Origin of the sequence: Streptomyces sp. BK208, from assembly GCF_004364245.1 — a bacterium.
GTDB lineage: Bacteria > Actinomycetota > Actinomycetes > Streptomycetales > Streptomycetaceae > Streptomyces.
Genome location: NZ_SOAV01000006.1, coordinates 337,656 through 352,223, shown reverse-complemented (window position 1 = coordinate 352,223; position 14,568 = coordinate 337,656). Strand labels below are relative to the sequence as shown.

The window sequence follows — 14,568 nt, the reverse complement described above, 5'->3', positions numbered from 1 at the left end:
CCACCGCGCCCCTCCCCCCCCCCCCTCACCTGCCTCCCCCACCCCCACCGTCCCCGCGCGGGCGGGGGCCCGGGCCCCGGCCCCCCGCCCCGCCCCCCCCCCCCCCCCCCCCCCGCCGCGACCGGGCCGGGTGAGAGGAACCCGCACTCGGAGGGGGGTGCGGGTCCCTCCCGCCGCTTCACTTCTCCGGAGCCGTTCCCCGCGGGCGCTACTTCTTCGGCGGCACCGTCGGCAGGCCCAGGAACGGCAGGCGCAGCGCGCCGAAGGCCTTCTCCGGGACCGCCGGGGAGCGGGGCGCGACGGCGGCCAGACGCTCGTACGCGGCGCCCTGCGCGGGGCGCGGGTCGCTCTCGCCGTTGTTCGGCCAGTACGACATCGCGCGCTCGGCCTGCGCCGTGATGGTCAGGGACGGGTTGACGCCCAGGTTGGCCGAGACGGCCGCGCCGTCGACGACCGAGATGCCGGGGTGGCCGTAGAGGCGGTGGTACGGGTCGATGACGCCGGTCTCGCGGGAGGCGCCGATGGGGCAGCCGCCGAGGAAGTGGGCGGTGAGCGGGGTGCCCATCAGTTCGCCGACGTTGGAGCCGGCGAAGCCGTTGATCTCGGCGGCGAGCGCGGAGGCGCCGTCGGTGGCGGCCTTGATCTGCTTGGGGTTGGGCGAGCCGTGGCCCTGGCGGGCGGTGAGCAGGCCCTTGCCGACGCCCGACGGTTTCAGGTGCGTGGTCAGGGAGTTGTCCAGGGACTGCATGACCAGGCCGATGATGGTCCGCTCGGACCACTTGCGGTTGGACAGCGAACGCAGCACCAGCAGCGGGTGCTTGGCCGCGTGGCCCAGGAAGCCCAGGACGCGCGAGGCACCCGAGGCGGTCTGCCCGGCGTAGGGGACCTGGAGGATCGACAGGCCGCCCATCGAGTTGGAGCCCTTGCCGTACCGCACCGGTTCGATGTGGGTGTTGGCGTCGGGGTGGATCGAGGACGTGATGGCGACGCCGCGCGTGAAGTCGGCCCGGGCCTCGCCGGTGGCGCCGCGGTAGCGCCGGTCGTCGGTCTGGGCACCGACCAGCGCCTCGGAGTTGGTACGGGTCAGCTCACCGAGCCTGTCGGACAGGTGGGGGAGCTGACCGCCCGCCTTCATGCGGTGCAGCAGGGTCTGGGTGCCGTAGGTACCGGCGGCTATGACGACGTGGCGGGCGGTGAAGGTGCGGCCCGCGTCCTTCTTCTGACGGTCGGTGGCGAGGGTGGCGAGCGCGAACCCGCCGCGCGAGTCCTCGGTGACGGAGACGACCGTCGTCATCGGGTGGACGACCGCGCCGGCCTTCTCGGCGAGGTACAGGTAGTTCTCGTTCAGGGTGTTCTTCGCGCCGTGCCGGCAGCCGGTCATGCACTCGCCGCACTCGTTGCAGGCCTTGCGGTCGGGGCCCGCGCCGCCGAAGTAGGGGTCGGGCACCTGCTCGCCGGGCCCGGCCTTCACGGTGCCGTCGGCGTCCTCGCCGTCCCCGAAGAAGACGCCGACCGGGGCCATGTGGAAGCTGTCGCCGCAGCCCATCTTCTCGGCGGCGGCCTTCAGGTGGACGTCGGAGGGGGTCATCGTCGGGTTGAGACGGACTCCGAGCATGCGCCGGGCCTGGTCGTAGTACGGCGACAGTTCCTCGTGCCAGTCGGTGATGTCCCGCCACTGGGGGTCGTCGAAGAACGGTTTCGGCGGCACGTAGAGGGTGTTGGCGTAGTTGAGGGAGCCGCCGCCGACGCCGGCCCCCGCCAGGACCATGACGTTGCCGAGCAGGTGGATGCGCTGGATGCCGAACATGCCCAGCTTCGGCGCCCAGAGGTAGTTCTTGAGGTCCCAGGAGTTCCTGGGCAGCGACTCGCGGGTGAAGCGGCGGCCGGCTTCGAGGACGCCGACGCGGTAGCCCTTCTCGGTGAGGCGGAGGGCGGAGACGGAGCCTCCGAACCCCGACCCCACGACGACGACGTCGTAGTCGTACCCGTTCTCTTCCCGGGTCTGGACGGACTGCTCCTGCGACACGTGCTCTCCTCGTCGAGAACGGGTACGGGTGGCGGCTGCTCGGGCCGGTTCGGGGCGGCTCCTGGCTGCTCAGCGGAGACGGAAGGTCTTCATCAGGCGCAGGCTGCGGCTCATGAACGCCGCGTACTTCTCGTCGTCCATGCCCAGCGACGGCGCCATCGGCAGCAGCCGCTGGTGGGCGACCGTCTGGGCCTCGGTGTACTTGAGGATGCCCTCGGAACCGTGCCGGCGGCCGAGGCCCGAGTCCTTCATGCCGCCCATCGGGGACTGGACGCTGCCGTAGGCGGACGCGTACCCCTCGTTGATGTTGACGGTGCCGGTGCGCAGCCGGGCGGCGACGTCGCGGCCGCGCCGGGCGTCCTTCGTCCAGACCGAGGAGTTCAGGCCGTACGGCGTGGAGTTGGCGTGCTCGACGGCCTCCTCCTCGGTCCTGAAGCGGTAGACGGAGACGACCGGGCCGAAGGTCTCCTCGGCGCAGACGGCCATGGGGGCGGCGACGCCGTCGAGGATGGTCGGCTCGTAGAAGTACGGGCCGATGTCGGGGCGGGCGACACCGCCGGCGACCAGCTTGGCGCCCTGCTCGACGGCGTCCGCGACGTGCCGCTTCACGGTCTCCAGCTGCCGCTCCCCCACCAGTGAGCCCATGTCGGCGCCGTAGGAGAGGGAGGTGCCGAGCCGCATGGCCCTGGTGCGGGCGGCGAAGCGGTCCAGGAAGGCGTCGGCGACGGACTCGTGGACGTAGAGCCGCTCGATGGAGATGCAGAGCTGGCCGGCGGAGGAGAAGCAGGCGCGGACGGCGCCCGCCGCGGCCTTCTCGATGTCGGCGTCCGCCAGGACCAGCATGGCGTTCTTGCCGCCGAGTTCGAGGGAGACGCCGACCAGGCGGGCGGCGGCGCCCAGGGCGACCTCGCGGCCGGTGCGGGTGGAGCCGGTGAAGGAGACGTAGTCGGCGTGCCGGACGACCTCGGGGCCGACGACGGGGCCCTCGCCGAGGACGACCTGGAAGATCTCGGCGGGCAGCCCGGCCTCGACGAGCAGGTCACGGGCCCACAGGGCGGTCAGGCAGGTCTCGGTGTCGGGCTTCATGACGACGGCGTTGCCCGCGACGAAGGCGGGGAGCGCGTCGCCGACGGACAGCTCCAGGGGGTAGTTCCAGGGCGCGATCTGTCCGACGACACCGCGCGGGTGGCGCAGTTCGGTGACCTTCGTCAGGGTCGGCACGGCGCCGGTGTGCCGCTTGGGACGCAGATACGCGGGGGCCTTGCGGCCGTAGTGCCGGGCGGCGACGGCGACGGCCTGGACCTCCTCGTGGGCGTGCAGGCGGGCCTTGCCGGTCTCCAGCTGGATGAGGTCGAGGACCTCGGCCTGGCGCTCCAGGACCAGGTCGTGGAAGCGCAGCAGGACGGCGGCGCGCTGCCGCACCGGCACCCGCGCCCACACGGCCTGGGCGGCGCGGGCCCGTTCGAAGGCGGCGGCCACGTCCTCGGGCGTGGACTCGGGCAGGTCGGCCAGCTTCTCGCCGGTGAACGGGGTGTGGTTGGCGGTGCGGCCGGAGCCGGCCACGCCCTTGGTGAGCTGGGCGACCAGCTCGGGCGTGACCACGTCGGCAGCGGTGCGTGCGCCCTCCGGGGTGGGGGCGAGGGGGTTCGTGCCGGTGAGGGCCGGGGCCTGCGCGTCCGTCATGAGCCGCAGGGTATGACGCCGGGCGGCCTTTGTGTACCCGTCGGTAACGGGGATTCACCGTGATTCACCGACCGCTCACACGCCGCCAGTGACCGCTGGCAACAAACGTGCTGATCAGGGCGTTACGCGGTGGGGCTGGACCTGAGCGCTTCTTTTCGGTCCGCGGTGGGCGGCGGGGCGCCGGCCACCGCCTCCAGCAGTCGGGCGGTCTCCTCCGCCCCCGGTCCGGCTCCGGCGTCCGGCGAGCGCAGCCGGCCGACCAGCGGGTCCAGCGGCCCGGCCGGAGCCCCGTCGCCGCCCAGGGCGGTGTGCAGCAGGACGCCCAGGGCCCGCAGGTCGGCCGCGGGTCCGGTGCCCCGGAGGGCTTCCTCGCCCGGCGGGTGGGCGGTGCCGAAGCCGGTGAGAACGACCCGGCCGTGCGGGCCGAGCAGCACGTGGTCGGGTCCGAGCGCGCGGTGCACGATGCCGACGGCGTGCGCGGCCCGCAGGGCGCCGAGGACGGCGAGGCCGATGCGGGCGGCCTCGGGGGGTGCGAGCGGCCCGCGCAGCAGCGCCTCGTGCAGGGACTCGCCGGGGACCCACTCCATGACGATCCAGGGCAGCCCGTCGGGCCCGGCGTCCCCGACGACCACGTCGTGGATGCGGACGGCCGCGGGATGGTCGACGCGGGCGGCGGCCCGGGCCTCGTGGTGGAGGCGGTGGACGGCCCGGCGGTACGCGTCGTCCGCCGGATCGCCCGGCAGCCGCGGCCGCCGGACGGCGACGTCGCGGTTCTCGGCTTCGTCGAGACCGTGCCAGACGGTGCCCGCCGCCCCGGAGGCGACGCGCCGCAACAGCCGGTAGCGCTCGCCGACCAGCCCTCCCCGGTCCGTCATCAGAGCTTGCCGACCTCCCAGTTGGCGATCACCGTCCGGGCGATCTCCCGCCCCTGGTCGGCGAAGTAGCCCTCGCGGGGGTAGTCGACCGAGACCTTGTACATGTCCCCGTCGGCTGCCCGGTAGTACAGGATGTGGAACTCGCGGGCGCGGGGGTTCTGCGTGTCCGCCGTCGTGTACGCGATGGTGTTCTCGGCGGCCTTCCCGCCCCGGTACTCGGTCTCGCTCGGCTCGCCCTTCGGCGCGGGGTCCGCGGCGAAGTTCCAGGAGTACTCGCCGTCCTTGAGCATCTCCCAGTCCGCCCAGGCGGCGGCGCCGGCGGTGTCCGGCAGCTCGCCGGTCTCGTCGTCGGCCTTGATGTCCCGGTCCACGACGACGGTGACCGCGCCGCTCGGGTCGGCGAACGTCTCGTTGGTGCCGTCCCAGTCGTCCGGGTGCTTCCCCTTCACGAACTCGGCGGGCACCCCGACGCTCATACCGAGCCTGCCGCCGAGTTCGTGCTGCTTCCAGCCCTCCGGCAGGGGGCCGGCGAAGGGGTCGGCGACCACGAGGTACGACGCGGCCGCCGCCGCGACGGCCGCCGCGGCGAGGGCGATCCACGCGTTGCGGCCCAGCCGTACGCTCCAGCGGGACGCGGGCGGCGCTCCCGCGCCCGGTCCCGGGACCGAGCCGGCCGGGACCACCTGGGTGGGCGTCGGAGCGGGCGGGTTCGCGGCGGCGTCCAGCAGGGCGCGGACCCGGGCGGCGTCCGGGCGGCGCGCGGGGTCCTTGTCCAGCAGGCCCGTGATCACCTCGGCCAGCGGGCCCTGCGCGGCGGCGGGCGGCGCGGGCGTGGCGTTGAGCACCGACTGGAGCGTGGCCGGGGTGTTGCTGCGGCGGAACGGCGAGACGCCCTCCGTCGCCGCGTACAGCACCACGCCCAGCGACCACAGGTCGCTCGCCGGGCCCGGGCGCCGGCCCAGCACCCGTTCCGGGGCGATGTACTCGGGCGAACCGACGAATCCGCCGGTGTCGGTCAGGCTGGTCTCGCCCTCGATCTGCGCGATGCCGAAGTCGGTGAGGACGACCCGGTCGTGCCGGCCGAGCAGGACGTTGTCCGGCTTCACGTCCCGGTGCAGCACTCCGGCGGCGTGCGCGGCCTCCAGCGCGCCGAGCACCTCCAGGCCGATCCGGGCGGCCTCCCGTGCGCCCAGGGTGCCCTCCTGGAGGGCGTCGCCCAGCGAGCGCCCGCGCACCAGCTCCATCACGATCCACGGCTGTCCGTCCACGACCGCCACGTCGTGCACGCCGACCACCGCGGGATGGTCGAGCCGGGCGGCGGCGCGCGCCTCGCGGCGCATCCGCTCGAAGGCGTTGGCCCGTTCGCGTTCGGGAAGATGGTCGGGGACGCGGGGTTCCTTGACGGCGACCTCGCGGTCCACGGTCTCGTCCTTCGCCCGCCACACCGTGCCCATGCCGCCGTGCCCGAGCCTGGACATCAGCCGGTAGCGCCCGGCGACGAGCCGCCCGGCCCCCGGGTCGGGCGCGGCGGGCGCGGACGACGGGGACGCCGAGGGGGCCGCCGCGGCCGTGGCCGACGGCGCCTGCGCCCGCGGCGGTACGACCTGGGTCGGTGTCGCGTACGGGTTGCCGGGGTGCGGCACGGCGGCCGCCCGGTCCGGCGGTTGCAGCTCAAAACTCGTCGGCTCGTCCTGCCTGTTCCGTGATCCCCCGTCGCTGCTCATGCGTCCATCCATACCGCGCCGGCCGCGTCCCTTTCCACCGCCGGTGGACGGTGGTCACAGACCCGTGACGCGGGGTGCCGCATATCTCCCGTTTGGGTGTCGGAACCGTGCGCCGACGGGAACGGCGGGGCCGCCGTAGGCGCCTCGGTGCGATGCGGCGCCGAGGTCGGGGGCGTGGTCGGCGCCGAGGTCGAGGTCGACGTCGGTGCCGAGGTCGGTGTCGCGGGCACCGAACTCGTCGGCGTACCGCCCCCGTCGCCGCCGCCGTCCGCGAGCAGTGCGGCCGCCGAGACGCCCGCGCCGACCGCGGCCACGACCAGCAGCACCGCCATGAGCACGCTCCGTCCGGTGCTCCGCCGTGCGCGCGGTTCACCGGCCGAGGCCGCCTCCGGGGTCGCGGGCGTACGGCCCGTGCCGAGGTAGGCGCGCAGCATCCGCTGTGCCGACGCCGCGTCCAGCCGCCGTCGCGGGTCCCGCTCCAGCAGGCCCCGTACGACCGGGAGGAGCGGCGCGGCCTGCGCGGGCGGCCGGATCTCGTCGCTGACCACGGCGTGCAGGACACCGCCGAGCGAGTCGCGGTGGAAGGGGGACGCGCCGCTGAGGACCGCGCACAGCAGCACGCCGAGCGACCACAGGTCGGACGCGGGACCGGTCCCGAGTCCTGACATCCGCTCCGGAGCGGTGTACTCGGGGGACCCGACGAAGGAGCCGCTCTCGGTGAGCGTGGTGGAACCCGCCACCTGGGCCACGCCGAAGTCGGTGAGGACGACCCGGCCGTCCTCGGCGACCAGCACGTTGGAGGGCTTCACGTCCCGGTGCAGGATGCCGGCCGCGTGGGCGGTGCCCAGGGCGTCGAGCAGGGCGACGCCGATGCGTGCGGCCTCGGCCGCGTCGACGGGACCGTGACTGAGGACGCGGTCGGCGAGCGAGCCGCCGTCGACCAGTTCCATGACCATGTAGGCCCGTTCGTCGTCCTCGACCACGTCGTGCACGACGATGACGTGCGGGTGCCGCAACTGCGCGACCGCGCGGGCCTCGCGCAGGGTGCGCTCACGGCGCCGCCGGGCCTCCGCCGCGGAGAGGGACTCGTCGAGGGGGAGCGCCTTCACGGCCACCTCGCGGGCCAGCAGTTGGTCGGTGGCCCGCCACACGATGCCCATGCCGCCGCTGCCGAGCCGCTCGTGGAGCCGGTAACGGCCCGCGATGACACGCCCGCCCGCCCCCTCGGTCACCATGCGTCCCATGATGCCCCACCGGACGCGCCGGCTCCGGGCCGCCGTCACCCGGGTGGCCGACAACCGACGGGCGCGGGGCTGCCGTCGCGCGTGCGCGGCGGGTCAGCCGGTCCTCTCCTGCCAGCTCTGCAGCACGGCGGCGAACCACTTCCGCGTGGCCGGCCAGTCGCTCGCCGGCCCGGACATGTTGAGGGCGTACTCGACGCCGTCGCGGGACATGTACATCTGCGACACGGCGCGGCGGGGACCGGGGAACCGGGTGTCCTTCGCCAGCGCCGTGAAGGTGTACTCCCACCGGGTGCTGTCGCGGTCGCGGTAGCCGACGCGTTCCAGGCCGACGCGCCGGTAGTCGACCAGCCGCTGGAGGAGTTGGGCGTCCAGGTCCTGCGCGTGGGCGTAGGGGTCGTTGTAGTCGGGAGCGGTGTCGACGGAGACGCGGAGGAAGTGCTCGCCGCCGTCGGGGGTGTAGTCGATCTGCCGCAGTTCGCCGCTGTCGCCGTCGAAGTCCTTCCGCTGCCAGTTCTCGGGCAGGTAGAGGCTGAAACCCAGCGGGTCGTCCCGGCGTACCCAGTCGGCCGGGACGGAGCCGCCGGGGCCCTTGCCGGTCTTCTCGGACGCGGAGGGCGACGCGGAGTCGGACGGCCCCTGCGTGGGGTCGCCGTCCGCCGACGAGCCGCCTCCGTCACGCTGTTGCAGTACCACGGCGGTGCCCGCGCCGCCGATGAGCGCGGCGACGGCGACGACCAGGGCCAGTGTGCGCAGGCGACGACGCCGGGAGCGCCGGGGAGCGGTGCCCGGAGCGGCCCCGGCCACCGCGTGACCGGGCACCGGGTACCCCGGCCCCGCGGTACCGGCGGCGGTGGGCCCGGTCACCGGCGGGTACGGCGTGGCGGCCGTCCCGCCCACCGGCCCACGGGCCCCCGGCGTCCCGGGCACCCCCGGCGTGCCGGGTGCCCCGGGCAGCTGCTGGTGGAGCGTGTCGCCCGTCCCCTGCGGGGGCCCCGGGTACCGGGTCGTCGGTACGTACGCCTGGGCCGCCTCGGGGCGGCGGCCCTCGGCGGCCTGGGCGAGCAGGTACTCGGCCTCGGTCGCGTCGGGGCGCCCGGCCGGGTCCTTGCGCAGCAGGGCGCTGATGACGGGCGCCAGGGCACCCGCGTACCGGGGCTCGGGCGCGTCCTCCTCGACGACCGCCTGCATGGTGGTCAGCGGCGAGGTGCGGCGGAACGGCGACCTGCCCTCCACCGCCGTGTACAGCGTCGCGCCCAGCGCCCACAGGTCGGAGGACGGGCCGGGGTCGTGCCCGCGGACGCGCTCCGGCGCGAGGTAGTCGACGGAGCCGACGACCTCTCCGGTCCGGGTGATGGTGGAGTCGCCCTCGATCTGCGCGATGCCGAAGTCGGTGAGCATGACGCGTCCGTCGTCGGCGAGCAGCACGTTGCCCGGTTTGACGTCGCGGTGCAGGACGCCGGCGGTGTGCGCGGCACGCAGCGCGCGCAGCACCCACAGGCCGATCCGGGCCGCCTCCCGCGGGTCGACCCGCTCGTCCTCCTTGACGGCGTCGGCCAGCGAGCGTCCCTCGACCAGCTCCATCACGATCCACGGCCGGCCGTCGTGTTCGAGTACGTCGTGCACGGTGACGACGGCCGAGTGGTTGATCCGCGCCGCCGCGCGCGCCTCGCCCCGGGTGCGTGCCAGGAGGATGGCCTGGTCGCTCTCGGAGACGTACAGCGCGGCGGTCAACTCCTTGATGGCGACCGTCCGGTGCAGCACCTCGTCGTGCGCGCGCCACACCCGGCCCATGCCGCCGCTGCCGATGGCTTCCCCGAGCCGGTAGCGTCCCGCGACGAGCCGGCCCTGCATCTGATTCACGTTGCCCCGCAATGGTCTTGTCAGGGTCAGACTAGGGACCGGCCTCCGTCCGGGGAACGGGTGGGGTGGTACGGAAACCCCTCTGTGACGGTTGTCGCTTTCCGTGACAGGAGGCAACCATCGGGCCGAACTGCCGTCAGCGGGTGTACTGGTAGGTGGCCGAGGCCTGTTCGAACAGCCGGTCCACCTCGTCACGCTCCGCCTCCGGACCGCGGACCTGCAGCACGTGGTAGCGCCCGTCGATCAGGACGGCGAGGTTGCGCACGTACAGCTCGCCGCCGGCGCCGGTCCAGGTGAACTGCCCCTCCGCCATGGTCCGTCCGCCGACCTCGATGGTCTTCAGTCCGCTGGAGGTGGCCCAGCTGGAGGCGCGGTAGGAGGCCAACTCCGGTTCGCCGTCCCGCTGGTAGACCATGGGATCGTCGCCGAACTCGGAGGCGCGGTCCCGGCCGGGCACGACGAGCAGCTCGAAGCCGCCCTTGCCGTAGACGACCTGGCCGCTGCCGTTGCGGGGCGTGCGGTCGAAGCCCTCGGCGACGGCGACCCGGAAGCCCTCCGGGTCCCTGCGCAGGGTGAATCCGTCGGCCACGTCGGACTGCGTCTCGGTGCCGCCCGCCGTCTGCGAGGCCTCGGGGTCGGGCTCCGGGGACGTCCGGTCCGGCCGGGGCTCGCGGCCGGCGTCCGGCGACTGCTCGGACGGCGACTGCTCGGACGGCGACTGCTCGGACGGCGACTGGCCGGCGGCGCCCGTGCGGTCGCCGGCCCCGGCCCCGCTCGTGTCGCTCCCGGGCATGAAGAACACGGCGTACGCGACCGCGCCGGCCATCGCCAGCAGGATCAGCAGGAGCAGGGTCCGGCCGAGGTTGCGCGGGGAGCGGCCGGTGTCCGGCCTGCCTCTCTTGTGCCGACCGTGGTGCGCGGGCAGTCCGGCACGGCGCCGGCGCACCAGTTCGCCGCGGCGGCGCACGATGGGCAGCCGGCCGGTCTCGACGGGCGGGGCCGAGACGACGTGCAGGCCGGCCTCCGGCTCGGGGGCGGACCGCACCAGTGAGCGGAGCCAGCCGCTCAGTTCCTCGAAGTCGATGCGCTCGGTGGGGTCCTGACGCAGCAGCGACTCCACGACCGGCCGCAGCGGTCCGCACTCCTCGGCGAACGCCGGCGGCTCCGCGCACACGATCTGCACCAGCTCGGCCGTCGACTCCTCCGGGTAGGGCGCGTGCCCCTGCACGGCGCGGAAGAGCAGCGCGCCCAGGGCCCACAGGTCGGTGGCGGGGCCGATGGGCGCGGCGAGCTGCCAGTTCTCGTGCACCGGCCCGGCCTGCTCCGGCGCCCAGCGCTCGGTCACGGGTCCGACCAGGGCCATCCGCGTCTGCCGGGCGCGCTCGGCGGCGAGCGCGGTGGCCGGGCCGCGCGGCGCGGGGGCCCGGGCGGCCGGGCCGTCCCAGCGGGCGGCGGGCGCGGACGCGTCGTCCCGCGGCGGGCCGGCCGGCCCGAGGGTGCCCTCCCGGGGCTGGTCGGCGGAGCCCGCGGTGGTCTCCTGCCACGCCGCGGCGGAGCCCGCCGCGGTCTCCTGCCGCGCGGCGGGCAGGGCCCGCCCGGGCGCGGGGCCCGGGCTTGCCGGGGGTCCACCGGCCGGGCGGGGTGTGGGCAGCGCCGGGTCGGCGGGGGTGCGGGGGGAGGCGCCGTGCCAGGAGGTGGTGCGTACGCCGTAGGGGTCGGCGATCCGCCCGGGCGGGACGGCACCGGACGTCGCGGGGTCACCGGCTCCGCCGTCGCCCTGCGGGACGCCGGGCCGGGTCTCGGGCGCCACGGCGTGCGCGTCCCGGCCGGGTCCGGCCGGGAAGTCCCCTCGCCCGGTGCCGGGGTCACCGGCCCGTGAGGCGTCGTCCGGGGCGGGGCGGGCGCCCGGCAGCGCCGCGTGGCCGTGCTGCGCCTCCTGGACGCGGGCCGCGGCCCTGGCCCCCGCGCGGTAGGCGGCGATCGCACCGGCGCGAGCGGCGCGGGCCTCCCCGGCGGCGTCGAGCGACGCGGGCGCGAGGGACGCGGGTGAGGCGGGGGACGCGCCCAGTGCCTGGGCCCCGGGGGGCACCGGGAGCCCGCCGACGCCCCGCGCCTCGATGGCGGCCCGCCGGGCGGCCTCGGGGTCGGCGTCGCCCGGTCCGAAGAACGCCGTCCGGGTGGTGCCGCCGCCCGGGCCGAAGGTCCCGTTCGGGTCGACGGCGGGTGCCGGTTCCTCCTCGGGCGGCGGGGGCACCGGGTCGTACCCGCACAGCGCCTCCTCCGCCGCCCCGACCGCCAGGCCGGTCAGCATGACGCGCCCGTCGTCGCAGACGAGCACGGTGCGTGCGGTGATGTTGCGGTGCACCCAGCCGTAGGAGTGGAGCACCCGCAGCGCCAGGACGACGTCGGAGGCCACCTCGGCCGCCCGGTACGGCGTCAGAGCCTGTTCGGCGAGCAGCGCGGCCAGCGGCCTGGCAGCCACCAGCTCGCTGACGATCCACAGCGAGCCGCCCTCGGCGAAGACGTCGAAGACCTGGTCGAGGCGCGGATGGTCGGGCACCGCCGCCGCGGCCTGCGCGGCCTCGACGGCACGCCGTACCACCGGATCGGCCGGCCGCCTCGGGCCGCCGCCTCCGGCCGGTGTCCGCCGGCCGGGGTACCGGGCCCCGCCGTCCCGGGCCGTGAAACCGTCGGGCAGGCCGTCCGCGTCGAGCACCTCGGCCTCGACGACCTCGGGCAACGGCACCTGGCGGACCAGTACTTCCTGGCCGCTGTAGGTGTCGAAGGCCGGGGTCTCGGTGAGTTCGTACTCGTCGGAGGGCGGCAGGGGCAGGCGGTAGCGGTCGGCGAGCACCCGGCCCGCGTAGTCGTCCACGTCACCACCCCCGGCAGCCGTCGGTCAATTCCGTTCGTCCGGCGGGCCGTTCCGGCTGCGTACGGTCCGCAGTCACTCACGATACGTGCCGGAGGCAACCCGCAAAGAGCTGATGCCAGATATCGCGCGGCTCAAACCCGGGGCCCTCGGTCGCCGGACCGCGGGCCGGTCGGCTCAGGACTTCGGCTCGAAGGTCTTCGTCAGGGTCCGCCAGGTGTCGCGGCGCAGATCGTCACCCCAGTCGGCGGCCCGCGCGGTGTACATGAGCGCGTAACCCTGGTGGTCGTTGACGACGAAGCCCCGGTCCACGGTGCGGTACTCGGTGCCGCCGTCGGTGTAGGTGAACTCCCAGTCGGCCGCGTTCCAGCCGCGGTAGCCCACCTTCTCTATCCGGATCTTCTGGTAGTTCGCACGGACCATGTACCGCTCCTGGCTCTTCCAGTCCGCGACGGGGTCGCCCTTGGGCGAGGAGGTCCAGGCCACGAGCAGCTTCTGTCCGCGGGGCCCGGTGAACCGGTCGCCCGAGGAGCCCGTGGAGGAGAACTTCCAGCCCTCGGGGAGCCCGATGCGGTAGCCCTGGCCGCCCTTGTGGGTGGAGGCCGCGGTGTCGTCGTCGGACTTCCCGGAGTCGTCCGAAGCGCCGTCGCTCTCGCCGGACGCGCTCGCTCCGCCCTCCGGGGCGCCGCTCGCCTCCCCGTCGGTCGCCGGGTCGGAGGCGGAGCCGTCGGTGCCGGTGCCGCTCTCCCCGTCCTGCCTGGTCTCGCCGCTCGGTCCGGCGGTGGCCGCGGTCTTGCCACCGCTGCCACCCTCGGCGCCCGTGTCGTCGTCTCCCCCGAGCGTGAGGGCCAGCACGGTGCCGAGCACCGCCAGTGCCGCGACCACGGCGATGATGATCAGCGTCCGGCGCGGCACCACGTCGGTGAGCGGCGCCCGGGGCACGGGCCTGGCCGGCAGGTCCGGCGGCGGTACGACGGGCCAGCCGGAGCTCTTCGCGCCCCCGGCGGCGCTCGACGCGCCTGAGCCAGAGCCGCCCGCCCCTGCGGCGCCACCGGCACGCGTGCCCGGCGCCACCCGCTGCGCGGGCGGACCGGCAGCCGCTCCCGCCGAATGGGCGGTGCCCGCGGTACCGGTGGAGTCCGCGGCACCGGTGGCGCCCGCGGCACCCGCCGCCCCGCCGCGGCCGCCCGGCCTGGTCCGCGAGGCGGTCCGTGAGGCCGCCGCCGCACCGGCCGCACCGGCCCCGGCCGCGGCCTTGCGCACGTTGCGCAGCGCTCCGCGCAGCCGCTCCCCGGCCTCCTCGGCCCGCTTGCCGCCCGTGCCGCCCGTACCCGGGGCACCGCCGCGCCGCCCGCGGCCGTCCTGCTGCGGGGGCAGCGGCACGACCTTGGTGGCGTCCACCGGTTCGTCCCCGGCCGCCCGCTCCGGGGCGTGGACGACCTTGGTGAGCATGGCCCGGGCACCGGCGTCGTCGAGCCGCTGGTCGGGGTCCTTGGTGAGCAGGCCGTAGATGACGTCCCGCAGCGGGCCGGCGTTCTTCGGCTCCTCCAGGTTCTCCGTCATCACCGCGGTCAGCGTCGCGATCGCCGAGCCCCGGTCGTACGGCGGGGTGCCCTCGACGGCGGCGTACAGGAGTCCGCCCAGCGACCACAGGTCGGCGGCCGGACCCGGCTTGTGGCCGCGGGCCCGCTCGGGGGAGATGTAGGAGGGGGCGCCGACGAGCATGCCGGTGGAGGTGATGGAGGGGTCGCCCTCGACCTGGGCGATGCCGAAGTCGGTGAGCACGACCCGGCCGTCCTCGGCGATCAGCACGTTCGACGGCTTCACGTCGCGGTGCAGGATGCCCTCGCGGTGCGCAGACCGCAGCACGTCCAGGACGGCCAGGCCGACCTCGGCGGCGCGCCGGGGCTCCAGCAGGCCGTCCTCACGGATGACCTCGGCGAGCGACTTGCCCTCGACGAGCTCCATCACGATCCACGGCCGGTCGTCCTCCTCGACCACGTCGTAGACCGTGACCGCGCTGTTGTTGCGGATCCGCGCGATCGCCTTGGCCTCGCGCAGCGTGCGCGTGATCAGGCGCCGCTTCTCCTCCTCGTCGATGTTCCCCGGGAACCGCAGCTCCTTGACGGCGACCGTGCGTCCGAGGGTCTCGTCCTCCGCGCGCCACACCGTCCCCATGCCGCCGCGGCCGAGCACGTCTCCCAGCCGGTACCGCCCGGCGAGGAGACGTGCGCTCTTGTCCGTACGGGATGCTCCCGCCCGCTCCGCCTCCGACATGCGTCCC

At 75.3% G+C, this 14,568-nt stretch carries 8 protein-coding genes; all 8 read right to left on the bottom strand.

From position 1 onward, the window contains the following. Positions 1–208: 208 nt before the first annotated feature. Positions 209–2,026, bottom strand: a complete 1,818-nt coding sequence (locus EV562_RS17615) for a GMC family oxidoreductase (RefSeq protein ID WP_133887739.1) — start codon at positions 2,024–2,026, stop codon at positions 209–211. Positions 2,027–2,095: 69 nt separating this feature from the next. Then, entirely contained in the window at positions 2,096–3,709 is a 1,614-nt protein-coding gene (locus EV562_RS17610) for a succinic semialdehyde dehydrogenase (RefSeq protein WP_133887738.1), read from the bottom strand. Positions 3,710–3,831: 122 nt separating this feature from the next. After that, positions 3,832–4,584 carry a serine/threonine-protein kinase gene (locus tag EV562_RS17605; RefSeq protein ID WP_133887737.1) on the bottom strand — a complete coding sequence of 251 codons (753 nt, stop codon included), beginning with the start codon at positions 4,582–4,584 and terminating at the stop codon, positions 3,832–3,834. Continuing rightward, entirely contained in the window at positions 4,584–6,308 is a 1,725-nt protein-coding gene (locus EV562_RS17600; protein ID WP_166661838.1) for a serine/threonine-protein kinase, read from the bottom strand. Before EV562_RS17600 ends, EV562_RS17605 begins: the two co-directional genes overlap by 1 nt. Further along, positions 6,305–7,552, bottom strand: a complete 1,248-nt coding sequence (locus EV562_RS17595) for a serine/threonine-protein kinase (RefSeq protein WP_243860078.1) — start codon at positions 7,550–7,552, stop codon at positions 6,305–6,307. Before EV562_RS17595 ends, EV562_RS17600 begins: the two co-directional genes overlap by 4 nt. Before the next feature lie 93 nt (positions 7,553–7,645). Beyond that, the gene (locus EV562_RS17590; protein WP_166661853.1) at positions 7,646–9,403 is read right to left on the bottom strand and encodes a serine/threonine-protein kinase; all 1,758 of its coding nucleotides are present in this window, start codon (positions 9,401–9,403) and stop codon (positions 7,646–7,648) included. Between the two features lie 145 nt (positions 9,404–9,548). Next, positions 9,549–12,287 carry a protein kinase gene (locus EV562_RS17585; protein ID WP_133887735.1) on the bottom strand — a complete coding sequence of 913 codons (2,739 nt, stop codon included), beginning with the start codon at positions 12,285–12,287 and terminating at the stop codon, positions 9,549–9,551. Between the two features lie 174 nt (positions 12,288–12,461). Beyond that, positions 12,462–14,561: a serine/threonine-protein kinase gene (locus EV562_RS17580; RefSeq protein WP_133887871.1), complete on the bottom strand. Its 2,100-nt coding sequence runs from the start codon at positions 14,559–14,561 to the stop codon at positions 12,462–12,464. Positions 14,562–14,568: the final 7 nt, after the last annotated feature.

Excerpts from the sequence above, each read along its gene's own strand:
- EV562_RS17610 (WP_133887738.1), bottom strand. The coding sequence starts at position 3,709 with ATGACGGACGCGCAGGCCCCGGCCCTCACCGGCACGAACCCCCTCGCC.
- EV562_RS17605 (WP_133887737.1), bottom strand. The coding sequence starts at position 4,584 with ATGACGGACCGGGGAGGGCTGGTCGGCGAGCGCTACCGGCTGTTGCGG.
- EV562_RS17600 (WP_166661838.1), bottom strand. The coding sequence starts at position 6,308 with ATGAGCAGCGACGGGGGATCACGGAACAGGCAGGACGAGCCGACGAGT.
- EV562_RS17595 (WP_243860078.1), bottom strand. The coding sequence starts at position 7,552 with ATGGGACGCATGGTGACCGAGGGGGCGGGCGGGCGTGTCATCGCGGGC.
- EV562_RS17590 (WP_166661853.1), bottom strand. The coding sequence starts at position 9,403 with ATGCAGGGCCGGCTCGTCGCGGGACGCTACCGGCTCGGGGAAGCCATC.
- EV562_RS17580 (WP_133887871.1), bottom strand. The coding sequence starts at position 14,561 with ATGTCGGAGGCGGAGCGGGCGGGAGCATCCCGTACGGACAAGAGCGCA.